The 19,685-nt window shown below is 37.6% G+C and carries 16 protein-coding genes, 1 riboswitch and 1 other annotated feature; all 16 genes read right to left on the reverse strand.

What is annotated here, in order from left to right:
* Positions 1 to 25: 25 nt before the first annotated feature.
* The gene (locus LRP83_RS12720) at positions 26 to 1,255 is read right to left on the reverse strand and encodes an aspartate kinase (protein WP_230497074.1); all 1,230 of its coding nucleotides are present in this window, start codon (positions 1,253 to 1,255) and stop codon (positions 26 to 28) included.
* 116 nt (positions 1,256 to 1,371) lie between these two features.
* Positions 1,372 to 1,549: riboswitch (Lysine riboswitch) on the reverse strand.
* A 63-nt stretch (positions 1,550 to 1,612) separates the two neighbouring features.
* Complete coding sequence (uvrC, locus tag LRP83_RS12725; RefSeq protein ID WP_230497075.1) at positions 1,613 to 3,385, reverse strand: excinuclease ABC subunit UvrC; 1,773 nt, start codon at positions 3,383 to 3,385, stop codon at positions 1,613 to 1,615.
* A gap of 111 nt (positions 3,386 to 3,496) precedes the next feature.
* Entirely contained in the window at positions 3,497 to 3,811 is a 315-nt protein-coding gene (trxA, locus tag LRP83_RS12730) for a thioredoxin (protein WP_230497076.1), read from the reverse strand.
* A gap of 184 nt (positions 3,812 to 3,995) precedes the next feature.
* A complete protein-coding gene (locus LRP83_RS12735; RefSeq protein ID WP_230497077.1) occupies positions 3,996 to 4,973 on the reverse strand; it encodes an electron transfer flavoprotein subunit alpha/FixB family protein in 978 nt (325 codons plus the stop codon).
* Positions 4,974 to 5,009: 36 nt separating this feature from the next.
* On the reverse strand, positions 5,010 to 5,783 hold the full coding sequence (locus LRP83_RS12740; protein WP_230497078.1) for an electron transfer flavoprotein subunit beta/FixA family protein: 774 nt from the start codon (positions 5,781 to 5,783) through the stop codon (positions 5,010 to 5,012).
* Positions 5,784 to 5,843: 60 nt separating this feature from the next.
* On the reverse strand, positions 5,844 to 6,617 hold the full coding sequence (locus LRP83_RS12745; RefSeq protein ID WP_230497079.1) for an enoyl-CoA hydratase: 774 nt from the start codon (positions 6,615 to 6,617) through the stop codon (positions 5,844 to 5,846).
* Positions 6,618 to 6,642: 25 nt separating this feature from the next.
* Positions 6,643 to 7,230 carry a fatty acid metabolism transcriptional regulator FadR gene (gene fadR / locus LRP83_RS12750; RefSeq protein ID WP_435531354.1) on the reverse strand — a complete coding sequence of 196 codons (588 nt, stop codon included), beginning with the start codon at positions 7,228 to 7,230 and terminating at the stop codon, positions 6,643 to 6,645.
* A 185-nt stretch (positions 7,231 to 7,415) separates the two neighbouring features.
* Positions 7,416 to 9,110: an AMP-binding protein gene (locus LRP83_RS12755; protein ID WP_435531355.1), complete on the reverse strand. Its 1,695-nt coding sequence runs from the start codon at positions 9,108 to 9,110 to the stop codon at positions 7,416 to 7,418.
* 242 nt (positions 9,111 to 9,352) lie between these two features.
* The gene (locus tag LRP83_RS12760) at positions 9,353 to 9,760 is read right to left on the reverse strand and encodes a DUF350 domain-containing protein (protein ID WP_230497082.1); all 408 of its coding nucleotides are present in this window, start codon (positions 9,758 to 9,760) and stop codon (positions 9,353 to 9,355) included.
* Positions 9,761 to 9,774: 14 nt separating this feature from the next.
* The gene (locus tag LRP83_RS12765) at positions 9,775 to 12,132 is read right to left on the reverse strand and encodes an endonuclease MutS2 (protein WP_230497083.1); all 2,358 of its coding nucleotides are present in this window, start codon (positions 12,130 to 12,132) and stop codon (positions 9,775 to 9,777) included.
* 22 nt (positions 12,133 to 12,154) lie between these two features.
* Positions 12,155 to 13,888, reverse strand: coding sequence for a DNA polymerase/3'-5' exonuclease PolX (gene polX / locus LRP83_RS12770; RefSeq protein ID WP_230497084.1), 1,734 nt, complete (start codon positions 13,886 to 13,888; stop codon positions 12,155 to 12,157).
* A gap of 107 nt (positions 13,889 to 13,995) precedes the next feature.
* Positions 13,996 to 14,544, reverse strand: a complete 549-nt coding sequence (locus LRP83_RS12775; RefSeq protein WP_230497085.1) for a CvpA family protein — start codon at positions 14,542 to 14,544, stop codon at positions 13,996 to 13,998.
* Positions 14,545 to 14,554: 10 nt separating this feature from the next.
* Positions 14,555 to 14,815: a cell division protein ZapA gene (zapA, locus tag LRP83_RS12780; protein WP_230497086.1), complete on the reverse strand. Its 261-nt coding sequence runs from the start codon at positions 14,813 to 14,815 to the stop codon at positions 14,555 to 14,557.
* A gap of 176 nt (positions 14,816 to 14,991) precedes the next feature.
* The gene (pheT, locus tag LRP83_RS12785; RefSeq protein ID WP_230497087.1) at positions 14,992 to 17,406 is read right to left on the reverse strand and encodes a phenylalanine--tRNA ligase subunit beta; all 2,415 of its coding nucleotides are present in this window, start codon (positions 17,404 to 17,406) and stop codon (positions 14,992 to 14,994) included.
* A gap of 21 nt (positions 17,407 to 17,427) precedes the next feature.
* On the reverse strand, positions 17,428 to 18,465 hold the full coding sequence (gene pheS / locus LRP83_RS12790) for a phenylalanine--tRNA ligase subunit alpha (RefSeq protein ID WP_230497088.1): 1,038 nt from the start codon (positions 18,463 to 18,465) through the stop codon (positions 17,428 to 17,430).
* A gap of 58 nt (positions 18,466 to 18,523) precedes the next feature.
* Positions 18,524 to 18,760: a binding site (T-box leader), on the reverse strand.
* A gap of 58 nt (positions 18,761 to 18,818) precedes the next feature.
* Positions 18,819 to 19,571: a TrmH family RNA methyltransferase gene (locus LRP83_RS12795; protein ID WP_230497089.1), complete on the reverse strand. Its 753-nt coding sequence runs from the start codon at positions 19,569 to 19,571 to the stop codon at positions 18,819 to 18,821.
* Positions 19,572 to 19,685: the final 114 nt, after the last annotated feature.

Raw genomic sequence — 19,685 nt, forward strand, 5'->3', positions numbered from 1 at the left:
TCCAGATATGGACACCCCCTACTTTTTACGCGTTCGCAAAAGCTCCTGTCAGTTCAAAAGTTTCGTGTAGTACTTGAACAGCGTTTAACATATGTTCCTTCTCGACGACGGTTGAAACCTTTATTTCAGAGGTGCTTACCATTTTCACCTGAATTTGATTTTTGGCTAGAGATGCAAACATCTCGGCTGCCACCCCTGGGTTAGATATCATTCCAGAGCCTACAATTGAAACTTTAGCTAATCCAACTTCACTTTCAATTCGATTAAACTTTAACGTTTCTTTATTGTCTTCAAGTACTTGAAGTGTTTCATCTAGGCTTTCCGTTTTAATCGAAAATGATAAATTTGTTGTGTCCTCTGCTGTTGTGCTTTGGATGATAATATCAACATTGATTCGATTTGCTGCTAGAGTTGTAAAAATGGTAGATAGACTTGTTATTGATTGGGGCAAGCCTAACACCGTTACTCTTGTAATTTCATCTTCAAATGCTACTCCACGAACGACTAGATTTTGTTCCATGCTTGCTTCCTCCTCAATAATAGTTCCGGATTCTCTTTCCATACTTGATCTCACCTCTAAAGGAATTTGATAATTTTTAGCAAATTCTACCGCTCGAGGATGAAGAACACCTGCACCTAAATTAGCAAGTTCTAGCATTTCGTCATACGAAACGGATAATAGCTTTCTTGCTTCTTTTACATAACGGGGATCAGTTGTAAAAACACCGGTTACATCTGTATAAATATCACATTTATCTGCATTTAAAGCGGCAGCCAATGCAACAGCTGTTGTATCAGAGCCACCACGACCGAGGGTTGTGATTTCACCTGCTTCGGAAATCCCTTGAAAACCTGCAACAACAACTACGTTGCCAGCAGCAAGTTGGTTTGCAATCACTTTCGTATCAATTTTAGTAATACGAGCATTACTATGTATGCTTTCTGTTGAGATTCCTGCTTGCCATCCAGTATAGGAAACCGCTTTAACTCCTTGTTCGGCTAGAGCCATTGCTAGTAAGGAAATCGTTACTTGCTCTCCAGTTGATAACAGCATATCCATTTCTCTTTTAGATGGGTTTGATGAGAGTTCTTTAGCTAAAGAAACCAATACATCTGTTGTTTTGCCCATTGCTGAAACGACAACTACTACGTCATTGCCATTATTTTTTTCTTCTAAAACCCGTGTAGCGACATTTTTAATTTTTTCTGCACTTCCGACTGATGTTCCTCCAAATTTCTGAACGATTAAGCCCACTTTTTCCCCTTCTTTCCGTTGATTTAATTCTAACTTTCCCTTAAAAAACAAAAAAAGCAATAAGAGTTATTCTCTCATTGCTTTAGTAAACGTAAATAAAATTACGCATATTCACAATGTGAGATAGCTCTCCAAGATATTTCATCTTGACAATCCTACATTTTTTAAACGCAGGACCAGCAAAGAAAAGAATGAGTCTTTCTCCACTTCGGCGAGCAATCCTTTCAAAGTTTTTCACAGAAGCTCAATCTTCTCCAAACTTTTACTATTAAGGCTCGCACCTCTACCATCACTTAATTAAAGTGTTTGTAATTTAATTTTCACTTATTATAGCATAGGGTTCCTGCACCGACAACCTTATTCTTGTAACTTTTTCAAGAGCTCATTGGCTACATTTACCGGTATCCCTATTGCTGTAAAATCTTCCATTTTAGCTTCCTTCATTTTTTTGACAGACCCAAAATGCTTGAGTAATGCTTTCTTTCGTTTTTCACCAATACCTTCTATTTCATCCAGTAATGATTGAAAAACTCCTTTACCACGAATTTGTCTATGAAAGGTAATCGCAAAACGATGGACTTCATCCTGAATCCGTTGTAAAAGGTAGAATTCCTGACTTGTTCTACCTAGTGGAATTACTTCTAAAGGATTTCCATATAAAAGCTGTGAGGTTCTATGTTTTTCATCCTTTGCTAATCCAGCTAACGGGATATCCAAACCTAGCTCGTTTTCTAGTATATCTCTTACTGATTCAATATGACCTTTTCCGCCATCTATGATGATTAAATCTGGTAGAGGTAGATTTTCTTGTAGAACTCGACTATAGCGACGTCTTACTACCTCACGCATGGATTCATAGTCGTCAGGTCCTTGAACCGTCTTGATTTTATATTTCCGATACTCCCTTTTCTCAGGCTTCCCATCAATGAAAACTACCATCGCTGAAACAGGACTAGTTCCTTGTATGTTAGAGTTATCAAAGGTTTCAATCCTATGAGGTGTATAGATTCCTAATGCAGTACCGAGATTCTCAACTGCTTTTATTGTTCGATCCTCATCTTTTTCAATTAAAGAAAATTTTTCTTTTAAAGCGATGCTAGCATTCTTTTCTGCTAGTTTAACTAAATCCTCTTTTTGTCCACGTTGAGGCTTGATAACTTTTACTTCTAGTAAATTCTCAAGTATTTCTTCGTCTATTGAATTTGAAATCAGAATTTCCTTTGGCTTAAAGTGATTTGCTTTTGTATAAAATTGGCCGAGAAACGTTAATATTTCCTCTTCTGGTTCATTGTAAATCGGAAACAGCGAGACATCTCGTTCAATCAATTTACCTTGTCTGACAAAAAATACTTGGACACACATCCACCCTTTATCAACGGCATATCCAAATACATCCCTATCAGTAAAGTCAGTCATTGTAATTTTTTGTTTTTCCATTGTTGCTTCAATATGAACAATCTTGTCACGAAAGTCCTTCGCTCTTTCAAAATCCAATTCCTCGGCGGCAGCAGTCATTTTTTCGGTTAAGTCCTTTTTGATTTCTTTATAGCCACCATTTAGAAAACGAGTAATTTCGTCCGTTAATTCTTTATACTTGGCATCATCTACATTATAAACACAAGGTGCTAAGCATTGTCCCATATGATAGTACAGACAAACACGATCTGGTAAGGTAGAACATTTTCTTAGTGGATAAATTTTATCCAACAGTTTTTTTGTTTCATTTGCAGCTTGGACATTCGGATAAGGACCGAAATATTTCCCTTTGTCTTTCTTAACCTGGCGGGTTGTAATGAGTCTAGGATGTTTCTCTGCAGTTAATTTAATAAAAGGGTATGTTTTATCATCCTTTAGCATCACATTGTATTTTGGATCATGTTTTTTTATTAGATTTATTTCAAGTAATAGCGCTTCAATATTTGAAGAAGTTACAATATATTCAAAGTCCTCAATCTCACCAACAAGTCTCAAGGTTTTCCCATCATGAGATCCAGTGAAGTAAGAACGAACTCTATTTTTTAGTATTTTTGCCTTCCCTACATAAATAATCGTTCCTTGGCGATCCTTCATAAGATAACAGCCAGGTTGGTCAGGCAGTAAGGACAATTTGTTCTTGATTACTTCATTCACAACTGACCACCCCTTTTTCAATTTCACTTTACATTATACAGCCCATTTTTAATTTGTTAAAGTGAAATAAAAAAGCCTTAGATAAGCTTTTGCTCACTAAGGCCTTTATTATTATAAGTGTTTTTTTACAAGATTTTCTAATGCTTCTTTTGGTTGGAAGCCTAAAACTTTGTCAACTTGTTTGCCGTCTTTAAAAACGATTAAAGTCGGAATGCTCATAACGCCAAATTGTCCAGCGGTTTCTTGGTTATCATCTACATCAAGTTTAACGATTTTAACTTTATCGCCTAATTCACTATCAAGTTCTTCTAATACTGGAGCGATCATTTTACAAGGTCCACACCAAGGTGCCCAGAAATCTGCTAAAACAACGCCAGAGCCTGTTTCAGAAGAGAAGTTTGCATCAGTTACATTTGTAATTGCCATTTAATTTGCCTCCTAATATATACTAAAAATCTAACGTCAGTATATCATTCAATCATCAATCACGCTAATTATTTGCTCCTTAACTAAAATTCCCTTGGGAGCAATGTACTATTCGTTATTTATTATTTTTCTCATGGTAAAAAAACGGCGACCCTGAACTCCTCAAGGGCCACCGAATATATTTTTATGCATTAACCTTTAGCTTTTTAAACTCTTCTGTCAGCATCGGAACTACTTCGAATAGGTCACCTACGATACCGTAGTCAGCTACTTTAAAGATGTTCGCTTCAGGATCTTTGTTTATTGCAACGATTACCTTTGAATTGGACATCCCTGCTAAATGCTGAATAGCTCCAGAAATACCACATGCAATGTAAAGGTCAGGTGTAACAACTTTACCTGTTTGACCAATTTGTAAAGAATAATCACAGTATTCAGCGTCACATGCACCACGAGATGCACCGACTGCCCCACCAAGTACCGAAGCAAGCTCTTTTAATGGTTCAAAACCATCTTCGCTTTTTACACCACGTCCGCCGGCAACAACTACTTTAGCTTCTGATAAATCAACGCCTTCAGTAGCTTTGCGAACAACTTCTTTAATAACGGTACGTAAATCTTTAACATCTACAGAAATAGATGAAACATTTCCTGTTCTTGATTCATCTTTTTCTAAAACTCCAATATTATTTGGACGTACAGTTGCGAAAATAAAGCTATCTGTAAAAATCTTTTTTTCAAAGGCTTTTCCAGAATAGATTGGACGTGTAAATACAACGTTTCCTCCAGCTACTTCAATAGCAGTTGCGTCAGAAACTAATCCAGCCTGTAATTTAGCAGCAAGTTTCGGAGCTAAGTCCTTCCCAAGTGCTGTGTGCCCTAAAATAAGACCTTCAGCTTTTTCTGCTTCCAATACTGCTAATAATGATTGTGAAAAGCCATCAGAAGTATAAGACGCTACTTTTTCATTCTCTACTGTTACAACACGATCTGCACCAAATTGAATTAATTCTTGTGCTAAAGTGTTTACCGATTCTCCAATTAATACTCCGACTACTTCGCCACCTTCAGAAACAGCTTTGCCAGCAGCAACCGCTTCAAATGAAACATTACGTAGTGAACCATCACGTACTTCACCTAATACTAATACTTTTCTCGCCATTTGTTTAACCTCCTGTGCTATAAAAATAAAGTGATTTTATACTACTTTTGCTTCAGTATGAAGAAGTTGAACTAATTCCTTCACTTGGTCAGAAAGATCACCGTTTAGAATTCTTCCAGCTTCTTTTTGAGCTGGTAAAAATATTTCAATCGTTTTCGTTTTCGCAGCAACATCATCTTCTTCAAGATCTAAGTCATCAAGCTCAAGTTCGTCTAATGGCTTTTTCTTAGCTTTCATGATCCCTGGTAATGACGGGTAACGTGGTTCATTTAAACCTTGCTGAGCCGTTACAAGTAATGGTAATGTTGTCTCGATTACTTCGGAGTCACCCTCTACATCGCGGACAATCTTTACATTTGTACCATCGATTTCAAGCTTTGTGATCGTTGTTACGTAAGGAATGTTAAGTAGCTCAGCAACCCGAGGAGCTACTTGACCAGATCCACCATCGATAGCCACATTCCCACCGATAATTAAATCAGCGTTTTTATCCTTTAGGTATTCAGATATAATTTTCGATGTAGTGAATTGATCTCCATTCTCCACATCATCTTCTATATTAACAAGAACTGCTTTATCAGCACCCATAGCTAGTGCTGTTCTTAATTGCTTTTCAGCATCTTCTCCGCCAACAGTAATAACCGTTACTTCCCCACCGTGAGCATCTCGAACTTGAATAGCTTCCTCAACAGCGTACTCATCATATGGGTTAATGATGAATTCAGCACCATCTTCATTAATTTTTCCACCAGAGATAGTAATTTTTTCTTCAGTATCGAATGTTCTTTTTAATAATACATAGATGTTCATTGTTTCCCCTCCTGAAAAATTCGTTAGTTCAAAAGATTAAAAAAATTAATTTCAAAAAAATTATTTCCCTTTGAATTGCGGTTCTCTTTTCTCTAAAAACGCCGCAATACCCTCTTGTCCATCTTCTGAGCCAAATACTTTACCGAAAAGATAAGCTTCTTGCTTTACCCCAGCATAAAATTCTGGCGTTTTCGAATAATTTAAGAGCTCAATGGCAGCACGAATTGAGACTGGACTTTTCTTGGCGATTTTCCTTGCAATCTTGTAAGCGTTTTCTAAAACCTCACCATCTGGATACGCATGATTAGCTAATCCATACTGTACAGCTTCCAGTCCTGATATTGGATCGCTTGTAAACAGCATTTCAGCTGCTCTTGCAACCCCAACATATTTGGGTAGACGCTGTGATCCAGCAAAGCCAGGAACTAGGCCTAATGAAAGTTCAGGCAATCCTAGTTTAGCAGTTTCCGAGACTAAACGGAAGTGACAAGCCATAGCTAATTCTAATCCACCACCTAGTGCAGCCCCATGGATGGCGGCAATAATAGGCTTTGGAAACTTCTCCATACGTTCAAATAAATTTTGACCGTATTCCCCAAGCTTGGCAAATTCTTCTTCGGAAGAAACCTCAGTAAATTCTTTAATATCTGCACCAGCAGAAAAGAAGCGCCCCTCGCCATGAATGACGATAACCCTAATTTCCTTATTTTTTTCCACTTCATCTAATACAGATGATATTTCCTTTAGAAGCCCTGAAGATAAGGCATTTGCCGGAGGTCTTTCAATTGTGATAGTAGCAATCTGGTCTTCAAAAGACCATTTTAAATATTCCATTTTATATCCTCCTAGTGTGAAACATTTAAGATTTATAACCGCAGCCGCTAATCAGGAGCTGATGGACGGATGGTGCAAGTGAAGGTAGATCATAGCGTTGTTCATTCATGACCCATGATGTAATTGTTTCATCCATCGTTCCAAAAATCATTTGGCGTGCAAGTCGAATATCTAATTCAGGGCTAAACTCTCCCTTTTCTTTACCTTCTAGTAGAATTTGGTCTACTACCTGTAAATAGTTTTTAAGAACATCATTAATTTTAAGGCGAAGGTCTTTATTTGATTGTCTTAATTCCAATTGGGTTACGATAGCCAAATGATGATCTTCTGAGAGCAATTGAAAATGCAATTTGACCATCATTAATAATTTCTCTACTGCGCTTTCTTTTCCTGCAATTTTTTGTTGGATTTTTTCAACAAATGTTCCCATCTTTTCTTGAAAAAGTGATATTAATATATCTTCTTTGTTTTTAAAATAAAGATAAATGGTTCCATCAGCGACACCCGCTTGTTTTGCAATCTTAGAAACCTGTGCTTGATGGTAGCCATTTTCGGCAATAACAACAACCGCCGCATCAATGATTTGCATATATTTTGGTTTGTTTTTTTTCATCCATATTTCACTCCATAAAAAGAGGTCACTTACTATTATAGAAATGAATGAATAGTCATTCATATTTCTATAATAGTAAGAAACCATCCTTGTGTCAAGAATACTATGAATTTAATTATTTATCTAGAAGTTGGGACAAGCTTTTAGCAAAAAAGGATGAGCCGAAATTCGACTCAGGAAGGTCTTCACGCTTGTTTTGTAAGCTCCTCTATTTTCTTCTTTTCTTCATCAACCAATGCTCTTCTTAAAATTTTACCAACAGCCGTTTTAGGTAGTTCTTTTCTAAATTCGTATATTCTAGGAACTTTATAGGCAGCTAAATGCTTTCTTGCAAATTGGTTAAGATCTTCTTCCGTAACATTTGCTTCTTCCTTTAATACCACATAAGCTTTAACCGTTTCACCTCGATATGGGTCAGGCACACCTGCCGCTACCACTTCCTGGACGTCTGGATGCTCGTATAATACCTCTTCAATTTCCCGAGGATAAATATTAAATCCACCCGCTATAATCATATCCTTTTTACGATCAACGATGTAAAAATAGCCATCTTCATCCATGTAACCTAAGTCACCTGTTAACAGCCAACCATTCCGTAGTGTTTGAGCTGTATCCTCTGGTTTATTCCAATAGCCCTTCATCACTTGAGGACCAAAGACCGCAAGCTCACCAATTTCACCTGGTGGTACTGGTTCACCATTTTCCATTGAAAAAATCGCTGCCTCTGTATCTGGCCATGGAACTCCGATGCTTCCCTTTACTCTTGGACGATCCCATAGAAAATTAGAATGAGTGACAGGTGACGATTCCGTTAACCCAAAACCCTCTACTAGTTTTCCACCGGTAACCTCTTCAAAGTTTTGTTGAACTTCTACGGGAAGTGGTGCTGAACCACTAATACAAGAATCTATGGAGGATAAATCATATTTTGATAAGTCGGGATGATTTAACAGTCCAATATAAAGGGTTGGCGCTCCAGGAAACAAAGTAGGGCGTTGCTTTTGTATGGTCTTTAAAGTCGTTTCTGGATCAAACTTTGGCAAAAGTATCATTTCAAAGGCTTGCATGACGGATAATACCATGACAGTCGTCATCCCATAAACATGAAAAAACGGTATGATGCCCAATACCTTTTCTTCGCCTCGTTTACATTTATACATCCAAAACTTGCACATAGTGGCATTTGCAATGAGATTTTTATGTGTAAGGATTACTCCCTTAGGAAAACCAGTTGTCCCGCCGGTATATTGTAATAACGCAATATCTTCTTCAAAATCAAAATCAACTGTCTTTAACGATTTAGCTGGCTGCTTTAAAATTTCTGTTAATAAATGTTGACTCCCGGCATGCTTCACGTTGACGACTATACCATATTGCTTTTTTTGAATAAATGGATAAATGAGGTTTTTAGGAAAAGGCAGTGCATCTTTGATAGCGGTTACAATGATGTGTTTTAGTTGGGTACTAGGCATGGCTTTTGATACTCTTGGAAATAAAATATCAAGTGTGATAATCATTTTTGCACCTGAATCATTCATTTGATATTCAATTTCCCTCTCCATATAAAGTGGGTTAGTCATGACGACAACACCACCTGCTAATAGTACGCCAAAATAGCTGATAACTGTTTGAGGAATATTGGGCAACATGATAGCGACACGGTCACCTTTAGAAATCCCCAAATGCTGTAAATAAGCAGCTAGCTTCGTTGCTTTTTCATAAATGTCTTTAAAGCTTGATTCTTTTCCCATGAAGTGAATAGCACTCTTATCAGGGAATTCTTTAGCTGCATTTACTAAATATTGTTGTACTGGTTGTGAAGAATAAGTTAGTGTATGTGGGATTTCTTCAGGGTAATGCTTTAGCCATGGTTTTTCGATCTGCACGATTTGACCTCCTTTTCTCTTTTTGCAATAGTTAGAAAATTCAAATTATAAATTATCTCTTTTATTATAATATACTGGGCCTTTAAATGACAATGAAAAAACTACCCAGCACTTACTAGGTAGTTTTGATCTATGTTGACTTAGGCAAAAAATAACAACCAAATTAGGCCAACTAATATGAATCCACCACATAATACCAGTAGAATCTTAGATAACTTTTCCACTTCATTCGCTCCTTACAGGATTCCTGCACCAATAACATAGGAAAGTCCAACTGAGATGACGAGTGCAATAAATCCAACCGCACGATTATCATTTTCAATTTCTTTATCAATATTAAACTTTGGAGTTAAAAATTCAAAAATAAAATAACCAATAAGTAATAGAAAAAAGCCAAATACTCCCCAGCTAATAACAGTTAAAAGACTATCGTGCTGCATGATTGAAAATCGAAAAATATTAGCCACTCCAAATATTTTTCCACCTGTCGCCATAGCAACAGCTAAATTCCCATTTTTGATTTCTTCCCAATTTCTATATTTCGTCACAAGCTCAAAAACCGCTAAAAAGACGATGATACAAAGGATGACGACACTATAATTGGCTGCAGTTCTTACAAAGACATTTTCCCAAAATTCACTCATTATGCGCCACCCCTTTATTTAAATTCTACAATGGTTACCCCAATACCACCTTCACCTGCATCTCCAAATCGCGCTCGTTTAACGGATCGATGATTTTTTAAGTACTCCGTTACCCCTTGTCTAAGTGCTCCAGTTCCTTTACCGTGAATAATGGAGACGCGAGGATAGCCTGCCAATAAAGCATCATCAATATACTTTTCTACCCTCATTAAGGCGTTTTCATAGCGCTCTCCTCGAAGGTCTAGTTCAAGACTAACATGGAAGTCTTTTCCTTTTACAACCGCTACTGGTTTTATTTCTTTTTGTTTTGGAGTATTGATGTATTCTAAGTCCTTCTCGTTTACTTTCATTTTCAAAATCCCTATTTGAACTACCCATTCTTTATTTGAGGATTGCTCAATTAAAGTTCCTTTTTGATCAAAGGTAAGGACTTTTACTTCGTCCCCTGAAGTAAATGTATGTGCTTTATTCTTAGTTTGGACTCTTTGTGAGGACTTTTTCACCTTTGGTGTAGCTTCTTCAAGTCGTTTCCTAGCTTCAATTAATTCATGCTCTTTTACTTCAGCATTTTTTTCTAATCGTAACTTACGAAGCTCTTTGATAATATATTCAGCCTCTGATTTAGCCTTATCAACAATATCAGCAGCCTTTTCTTGAGCTTTTTCAACCATTGAGTCCTTTTGTTCATAAAAGGCAATCATCTGATTTTGGATATCTTTATGAAGCTTTTCTGCATTTTTTAATAGGTCATTTGCTTCTAAACGATCCGCTTCTGCTTCTCGTCTACTTTTTTCAAGTGATGCAATCATATTTTCAATTTGATTTGTATCAGCACTTATTTGATTTCGAGCATTTTCAATGACATGATCACTTAAGCCGAGCCTTTTTGAAATTTCAAAAGCATTACTTCTGCCGGGAACACCGATGAGAAGCTTATAGGTTGGACTTAACGTTTCTACGTCAAATTCAACACTTGCATTCACAACACCAGGTCGGTTATATCCATAAGCCTTTAATTCAGGATAGTGGGTGGTAGCAATAACTCTTGCTCCTCGTTTGTAAACTTCGTCTAAAATGGAAATCGCTAAAGCTGCACCTTCCTGTGGATCCGTTCCGGCCCCTAATTCATCAAAAAGAACGAGACTATTAAAATCAACTTTTTTTAGAATATCAACAATGTTAACCATATGGGAGGAGAAAGTACTTAAGCTTTGCTCAATCGACTGCTCATCACCAATATCCGCGTATACATTGTCAAATATCGCCACCTCAGAGCCATCCAAAGCAGGAATTTGTAAGCCAGCTTGTGCCATCAATACGCATAGACCAACCGTTTTTAACGTTACCGTTTTACCACCCGTGTTGGGACCAGTAATAACGATGGAAGTGAAATCTTTTCCAAGCATGACATCATTGGCCACCACTTCATCTTTTGGAATTAATGGATGGCGAGCTTTATATAATGTAATTCGTCCATCTTGATTAATAGACGGTTTTGAGGCTTTAATTTTATGGGCAAAACGAGCCTTGGCAAACATAAAGTCTAGTTCTGTTAAAACATAAACAATCGTTAACAGATCTTGTTCAAATTCTGCTACGAAGTCCGAAAGCTCTGCTAAAATTCGTTCAATTTCCAGTTGTTCCTTTACTCTTATTTCCTGCAACTGGTTATTTAATTGGACAATGACTTGAGGTTCAATAAATAATGTCGCACCAGAAGAACTTTGGTCGTGTATAATTCCACCGTAGTGGCCACGGTATTCCTGCTTAACCGGAATAACATAACGGTCATTTCGAATCGTGACAATGGAATCGGATAGCATTTTTTGAGCATTTGAAGAACGAATCATGCTCTCTAATTTTTCACGAACACGGGATTCGTTTGCACGCAATTGCTGACGTAATGAGCGAAGAGTATCGCTCGCACTATCCATTACTTCTCCACCTTCATCGATGGCATTTCTAATTTTTTCTTCTAAATCTGCTAAGACGATTATTTTGTTAACATATTGGCTTAAGATCGGTAGCTCAATTTGGTCCTGTACCATATCTTCGACAAAACGCTTCATTTGGCGACTTACCCGTATAGTACTTGCTACTTGTGTTAACTCTTGCGGACTTAAAATACTTCCTATCGCCGATCGTTTCACATGGGGACGAATATTAAAAATGCCCGATAATGGTACGTTCCCTTTTAGTCTAAAAACTTTAGCTGCTTCGTCCGTTTCTTCCTGCCATTTTACAACCTCATCAAAATTAGCAGATGGAATTAAGTTGTTCACCTTTTCAATCCCTAAACTAGATGAGGCGAAAGTTATTAATTGTTCTTTTACTTTATAGAATTCTAATACCTTTAGTACTCTTTGCTGCATGGAGAAAACCTCCCTTATCTATCTAATTCTTCTCGTAACGTCGATGTAAAAAATGAAGCAGCTCTTCTTTATCAAGTGTATTTAAGACATTTTCCTTTTGAATCCAGCCTTTGCGCGCAGATGCAACTCCTATTTCCATGTGGGAAAGAGTGTCCTTGTGATGTGCATCTGTATTAATTGCTATTTTTACCCCAGCATCTTGGGCTTTTCGTACATTTTCAGCGGATAAATCTAACCGATTTGGATTTGCATTTAATTCCAATACGGTGTTCGTTTCTTTTGCTAATTGAATGAGCATTTCGATATTGACTGGATAACCTTCTCTTCTACCGATTAATCTTCCTGTTGGATGGGCGATGATATCGACATGAGCATTTATTAGAGCATTCTTAAGACGATTCATGATCTTTTCCTCTGGCTGAGAAAAAGAAGAGTGAATAGATGCAATGACAACATCCATTTCTGCTAATAGTACATCATCATAATCGAGTGTTCCATCTGGAAGAATGTCCATCTCAACACCGGTTAGAATTAGAAAATCATCATATTTTTCATTTAATCGTTTTATTTCTTGGTGCTGCTTTCTTAGTCTGTCGCGGTCCAAACCATTTGCAACCTTTAAATATTGAGAGTGATCCGTAATCGCAATATATTGGTACCCTTTTGCCCGACAAGCTTCTACCATATCTTCAATTGAATAAGCCCCGTCACTCCAAGTTGAATGCATATGAAGGTCACCTTTTATATCCTCAAGTGAAATTATTCGATGTAGATGGTCTTCGGTGAAATCCTCTACTTCACGTCCGTCCTCTCTAATCTCTGGTGGGAAAAGGGGAAGTCCAAAGTGATGATAGAATTCGTTTTCAGAGGAAAAAGTTAATACTTCTCCGGTTTCAACGTTTTCCACCCCATATTCGCTGATTTTCAATCCCCGTTCCTTTGCTAGCTGTCTCATTCTTACATTATGCTCCTTTGAGCCAGTAAAATGATGTAAGGTTGTCGCAAATTCTTCAGGCTTAACTAAGCGGAAGTCTACCGAAACGTCATAATCAAATTGAAGCGTTAATGAGACTTTTGTATCTCCTGCTGCAATTACTTCTTTTATTTTTGGTAACTCAAGTAATTGCTTTCGAACATTTTCGTATTCGTTTGTCGAAATAATATAATCTAAATCTTTAATTGTTTCCCTCATTCTTCTTAGGCTACCAGCACGCGAAAATTTTTCGATATCTTTAAAATGTTGTAATTCTGCTTCTATAAAATTAGCGACCCTTAACATAAAGGCTATCGGCAACCTCTCAGGTCTAGTCCCTACATTTTCGATTGCTAGCAGAATTTTTTCTTCTGTCTTTTTTCCAAATCCCGCAAGGCTTTGGACCTTTTTTTCCAAACAGGCTTCCTTTAGGTCCTCAATTGTTTCCACACCAAGTTCTAAATAAAGTTTGGAAATTTTCTTTCCACCTAAGCCTTGAATCTGTAATAGTTGAATTAGACCATTTGGAACTTCTTCTTGGAGTTCCTTTAAAACGGTTGATTCCCTAGTAAGTATGTATTCCTCGATAACAGCTGCTGTCCCCTTGCCAATCCCGGAAAGCTCCGTGAAATCATGGATTTCCATGAGGCTACGATCATCTGTTTCAATTGCAGCTGCTGCTTTACGAAAAGCGGAAACTTTAAATGTATTTTCCCCTTTTAATTCCATATATATAGAAATGGTTTCTAATAACCTGACAATATCCTTTTTAGTTAGCTCCAATATTTTCACACCGCCTTTTGATTACCTTATCATTATGCGATTTTCAGTATATTTTTATTTTCAAACATGAAATCTAGGGACTGACTTTAAAGGAGTACCCTTTAAACTCAGCCCCTTGTTGCGATATAGTTAAACCACATTTCTTTAATTTGTTTGGAGAATATTGGTGTATTCTTAATAATGGATTGGGCAATTGTCGAATCCTTAATAGGAGATTGGATAAATTCGATTGGAAGTAATGCCGCAATGTATAATACAATAAAAATTAGTAAATAAACCTCAACTAGTCCTAAAATTCCGCCAGCCCAAACATTGAGCTGTTTAATAACAGGAATATGAGCAATAAAATCTAACATGGTTCCTATGATTTGCAGGAAAATTTTCACTAGAAAGAAGATGGCTGCAAAGGCAATAGCACGATAATAAGCTGTTTCAAAAGATTCACCATTAAAGATATTATGTAAAGCTGTTTCTGTTCCAAGGTTAGGATATGGAACCCATAATGTTAATTTTGGTGCTAAATTATCATAATAGGTAGCTGCGACAATAAAAGCTACAATAAAACCGGTTAAATGGATAAATTGTAAGATAAGTCCTCTTTTCAAACCTACGAAAAAGCCTATCAAAAAGATAACGAGAATGGCTAAATCAAGCATTTTATTTGTTTCATTCCTTTACTCTATTTAATTCAGATTCTAATTTCTCAACGTGATCCTTTAATTTAACGAGATCGTTCATCGCATTGAGAGCTGTTAAGACAGCAAGCTTACTGACATCAAGTGAAGGATTCTTTGAACCAATTTCACGCATTTTGTCGTCTACCATCGAGGCAACAAGTCGTATATGACTTGAACTTTCCGTTCCTACAATGACATATTGCTGACCGTATATATCAACTGTTGTGCGTATTTTTTTTGTTTCTGCCAACGAAAGTGCACCCCTATACTAAAGAATCCTACTTCGTATCATACCATGAATGTTAAAAGGGTGGAAAGTCAGAACATTCACTTTAACGCAGCAAAGTGCCGGGGGACTGTCCCCCGGCACTCTGCCGCGTTAAAGCAACCGGGGACTGTCCCCCACCGCTTTAGTGTATTGAAGTTTTATCCTCTTAGTACGGCGCCTGTTTTTTGTTCTAGGGCATTGAGTACTTGTTGGTGTGTTTTTGTTACGTCTTCGTCTGTTAGGGTACGTTCAGGATCAAAGTATTTTAATGAGAACGCGATTGATTTTGTACCTGCTTCTAAACGGTCTCCTTCGTATAGGTCAAAGACTTGAACCTCTTTTAGTAATGCTCCACCAGCAATTTGAATTACCGATTTTAACTCAAAGGATGATACCGCTTTATCCACTACAAGAGCAATATCTCGCGTAATAGAAGGATATCTAGGTATAGATTGATACTTTAATGGTTCGGTTGCAGCTTGTAATGCTTCTCTCAAATTGATTTCACTTACATACGTGTCCTTTAAGTCCTTTTCCTTTTGAACTTGTGGATGGATTTGACCAACAAAACCAATTGATTTTCCTTCTAAAAGCACTTCTGCCGTACGTCCAGGGTGCATGCCTTCGATAGAAGCTTTGCGATATTCTACTTTTTCCTGTAGACCAAGTTTTGCAAATAATCCTTCTAGAATTCCTTTTAGCACGTAGAAATCGACTGGCTTTTTCTCGCCCTGCCATAAATGTGAATGCCATAATCCCGTTAAGGCAACAGCCAAATGCTCTTGCTCTTGAGGTAACTCTTGCCCACTTTCTGCAAGGAATACTGCTCCAGTTTCATAAACTCCTGTGCTGTCATGTTGACGTGCGGCATTGTACTTCACTACTTCTAGTAATTGTGGAACAATACTTAAACGAAGCAAGCTACGCTCTTCGCTCATTGGCATCGCAAGACGGATTGGCTCTCTTTTATCTAATGCGTACTGCGAAACTTTATCTTCACTAGTTAAAGAATAAGTAACCGCTTGGTATAAACCTGTTGATTCCAGGTAGTTACGAGCAATTCTGCGTTTTAATTGGTAGTCGGTTAAACGCCCAGGAGTTGCTTCTCCAATCGGTAATGTAGATGGTATATTATCATAACCATATAATCGGGCCACTTCTTCAATTAAATCCTCTTCAATCGTAATATCGCCGCGACGCGATGGAACTGTTACTTTAAAGACTTCATTATCTGTTTCTACATCAAACTTGAGTCTAGCAAAGATAGCTTCAACTGTTTCAATGTCTAAATTCATTCCAATAACATTGTTAATTTTCTCAAGTGTTGTTGATACTACAGCAGGTTGAATTTCAAGAGAATCAGCTACAACTGAACCCTCTAGAACCTCTCCACCTGCATACAATTCCATCAAATAAGCAGCACGCTCAGCAGCAGCACGAACTCGGTTAGGGTCTACTCCCTTTTCAAATCGAGCACTAGCTTCACTGCGAAGTCCATGAGTTTTTGATGTCTTACGGATACTTCCGCCTTTGAAATAAGCTGACTCTAAAAGTACAGTTGTTGTATCTAATGATACTTCGGAATTCGCTCCACCCATAACACCAGCAAGAGCTACAGGGATTTGGCCATTTGTGATTACTAATTCATCACTAGATAATGTTCTTTTCACATCATCCAATGTTTCGACTACTTCCCCTTCATGAGCAAGTCGTATTAAAATTTCCTTGGATCCTAAGCGGTCATAGTCAAAAGCGTGTAACGGTTGGCCGTATTCCAATAAAATGTAATTAGTAATATCCACTACATTGTTGTGCGGGCGAATCCCAGCAGCCATTAAACGTGTTTGCATCCATAGCGGCGCAGGAGCAATTTTAACGTTTTTAATTACTTTTCCAACATAAAGTGGATTTTCTTCTTTTGCATCAACAGATATCGAAATATAATTTGATGCTTTTTCTGTAGCTTCAGTTACCTTTGCTTCAGGAAGCTTCACTTCTCTTCCAAGAATCGCTGCAACTTCATAAGCAACTCCAAGCATACTTAAAGCATCAGAACGGTTTGGCGTTAAACTTAACTTAAGAACTTGATCATCACGATTCAGTTGAGCCATTGCATCACTTCCAACCTCAGTATCCGCAGGGAAAACAAAGATTCCTTCAGCATATTCCTTTGGTGCTAATTTACCTTCAATACCTAATTCCTGAAGAGAGCAAATCATCCCGTTAGACTCTTCACCGCGAAGCTTTGCTTTTTTAATTTTGAAATCTCCTGGTAAAATAGCTCCTACAGTCGCTACGGCAACCTTTTGTCCTTGAGCGACATTTTTTGCTCCACAAATAATTTGAACTGGTGCTTCTGCACCAATATCAACTAAACATTTACTTAATTTATCGGCATTTGGATGTTGCTCACGTTCCATTACATAGCCAACAACCACACCGCTAATTCCTTCGTTTAAAACCTCTACTCCCTCTACTTCGATCCCGCTTTTCGTAATTTTTTCAGCGAGTTCAGTTGGAGTTACACCTGACAAATCGACATAATCCTGAAGCCATTTATATGAAACAAACATGGTTTTTAATCCTCCTTTTATTTACTCGTGTACCGAGAATTGCTTTAAGAAACGAACATCATTTGTATAGAAATGACGAATATCATCAACACCGTATTTCAGCATTGCAATACGTTCTGGACCCATACCAAAGGCAAAGCCCGAATATTTTTTAGAATCATATCCAGCCATTTCAAGCACATTTGGATGTACCATTCCAGCACCTAAAATTTCAATCCAGCCTGTTCCTTTACATACGTTACAGCCATTTCCACCACAAATTTTACATGAAATATCTAACTCTACCGAAGGCTCGGTAAATGGGAAGAAGCTAGGGCGTAGACGAATTTTACGATCCTCACCAAACATTTTCTTAACGAAAACTTCTAACGTTCCTTTTAAATCACTCATGCGAATGTTTTCACCAATTACTAAGCCTTCAATTTGCATAAATTGATGGGAATGTGTCGCATCATCATTATCCCGACGGTACACTTTACCCGGGCAAATAATTTTAATAGGACCTTTGCCTTGATTATTTTCCATCGTTCTTGCTTGAACAGGAGAAGTATGGGTACGTAATAGAATTTCTTCAGAAATATAGAAGGAGTCCTGCATGTCTCTCGCTGGATGACCTTTTGGTAAGTTCAATGCTTCAAAGTTATAATAATCTTTTTCTACTTCTGGTCCTTCAGCGACTGAGTATCCCATTCCAATAAATAAGTCTTCGATTTCCTCGATAATCCGTGTTAATGGGTGATGATTTCCTGTCCTAACAGGTCTACCAGGAAGTGTAACGTCAATTTGTTCAGAGGCTAGTTTTGCATTTATAACAGCCGCTTCTAGTTCGTTTTGTTTTCCAGCAATTTTAGAGGCAATCACTTCGCGCACTTCATTGACAAGTGCTCCCATCTTAGGTCTTTCTTCTTCAGAAAGCTTGCCCATCCCACGTAATACCTCGGTAATTGGACCTTTTTTACCTAAGTACGCTACACGTACATCATTTAATGCTTTAAGGTCAGTAGCAGCATCAATAAGATTGATAGCTTCGGTTTGCAGTTCTTTTAAACGATCTTGCATTTTGATTTCCTCCTTAAATGATTCGCATGATTTTGGACACAAAAAAAACCTCTATCCCAAAAGGGACGAGGTTTATATCGCGGTACCACCCTTATAAATGTTTACAAAATATGTATCCATTCACTTCATTGAAGATAACGGCGTAGGCCGATGCACCTTTACACTTATTAAGTGGTCCCGGTGCCAACTCAGGAGGTGAACTTCACTAGCCCTTTTCATAAAGATGCTTACAGTCTAAGGCATCTTCTCCCTAAAAGATCAGGTACGAGTTACTTTTCTCCATCAACGTTTTTGGAATCATGCAGTTTTGTTGATTATTATATTATAAAATGCGCTACAGTTCAAATGCGTTCTTATATTTTTTTAAAATAATACAAGAGGATTCCAGTAGCAACTGCTACATTTAAGGATTCACTTTTCCCAAAAATGGGTATATAAAGATTTTTAGTGGTTTCGTTTAGGAGGTCAGTCTGGATTCCATTTCCTTCATTGCCCACGATGAGAGCATAGCTAGGTGTTGGTTCCACCTCTGTAAAAACGATTCCATTGTCTAATGAAGTACCATAAATCGGAATGCCATCTGACTTTAATTTTTCTATCCATTCAAACAAGTCTCCACGAATAATCGGAAGATGGAAATGACTGCCTTGAGCAGATCGCAGAACCTTTGAATTATAAATATCTACACTTCCATTACCTACTACGATGGCATCAATTCCTGCAGCATCAGCGGTGCGGATAATTGTACCTAGGTTTCCAGGATCTTGGACTGCATCAAGAAGTAGATAGCTCGTTGCATCTACCTGCTTATGCTTAGGTTGCTTACAGACAGCAAATATCCCTTGTGAGGTTTCTGTTTCAGCAAGTTCCTTCACAACTTCTTTATTAATTTGTGTCATGGAAACAGAGCCATAATCAATTCTCGGCGGAATTTCAACTTCTTCAGATACAATCAGTTCCAAAACCATATCCTCAATCTTTAATGCTTCTTCCACTAAATGAAAACCTTCTACTAAAAACGTTCCGGAGTTTTCACGCTCTTTTTTTGTATGTAATTTTTTCCACTGTTTTACCTGCGGATTTTTCGAAGAGTGAATGTATTTCACTGAATTCTCTCCTTTTAACTAGTCCATTTCAATTTTACTATTATAGCTTTATTTCATACATAATAAAAGCAGAAATGGAAAAACATAAGAAAGAAATGGAAGAAAGGGGTGGGA

Origin of the sequence: Pseudoneobacillus rhizosphaerae (assembly GCF_917563885.1) — a bacterium.
Classification (GTDB): Bacteria; Bacillota; Bacilli; order Bacillales; family Cytobacillaceae; genus Pseudoneobacillus; species Pseudoneobacillus rhizosphaerae.